General features: G+C 69.9%; 1 protein-coding gene. It reads left to right on the top strand.

Annotated features, from left to right (window positions below):
• On the top strand, positions 1–953 hold a 953-nt coding region (tnpC, locus tag WBG79_RS27560), incomplete at both ends, for an IS66 family transposase (RefSeq protein ID WP_337360458.1).

Below are 953 nucleotides of genomic sequence, written 5' to 3'. Positions count from 1 at the left end.
CAGGCCGGTGAGCGGCTGCTCATCGAGAAGCTTCGTCTGGAGATCGCCCGACTGCGCCGCCAGGCCTTTGGTGCTTCCTCCGAACGCGGCCGCAAGCTCGAGCAGCTAGAGTTGATGCTCGAAGACGCCGAGGAGACCCTTGCGGTTGCCGAGATCGCCGCCGACGTGGCGATCGCCGCTGTCGAGCCGGCCAGGAGCCAGGCGAGGGACCGGCGCCAGCCGATGCGCGGCCCTCTGCCGGAGCACCTTCCGCGCGAGCGGGTCGTCGTGCCGGGGCCGACCGCCTGCCACTGCTGCGGTCGTGATCGGCTGTCCAAGCTCGGCGAGGATGTCACCGAGACGCTGGAGCGGATCCCGGCTCGCTGGTTCGTCGTGCAGCACGTGCGCGAGAAGTTCTCCTGTCGGGCCTGCGAGGCGATCAACCAGGCGCCGGGGCCGTTCCACCCGATCGCCCGCTGCCGGGCCGGGCCGAACCTCTTGGCCGAGATCGTCACCGCCAAGTACGGCATGCATCTACCGCTCCACCGTCAGGGCGAGCGCTTTGCGCGGGAGGGCGTGCCACTGACCGACAGCACGCTCGCCGACTGGGTGGGTGCCGTCACGGTCTCGCTCGCGCCTCTGGTCGAGCGGCTCGAGGCCCATGTTCGTGCGGCCGCACGCATCCATGTCGACGATACCCCGGTGCCGGTCCTGGCTCCGGGCAAGACCCGCACCGGCCATCTCTGGGCGGTGGTTCGCGACGACCGCCCCTTCGCCGGCACGGCCGCGCCGGCTGCGGCCTACTTCTACACCGCCACGCGATCGGGCGAACACGTCGAAGCTTGGCTCGCCGCCTACGCCGGCGCGATGCAATCCGATGCCTTCGCAGGCTACAACCGGCTCTACGATCCAAATCGGAAGCCCGGTCCGATCCTCGAAGTGGGGTGTTGGGCCCATGCCCGGCGCAAGTTCTT

This window comes from Prosthecomicrobium sp. N25, from assembly GCF_037203705.1.
Classification (GTDB): domain Bacteria; phylum Pseudomonadota; class Alphaproteobacteria; order Rhizobiales; family Ancalomicrobiaceae; genus Prosthecodimorpha.
Note: the sequence above shows the minus strand (reverse complement) of the source record. Positions and strands in the feature narration are given on the sequence as shown.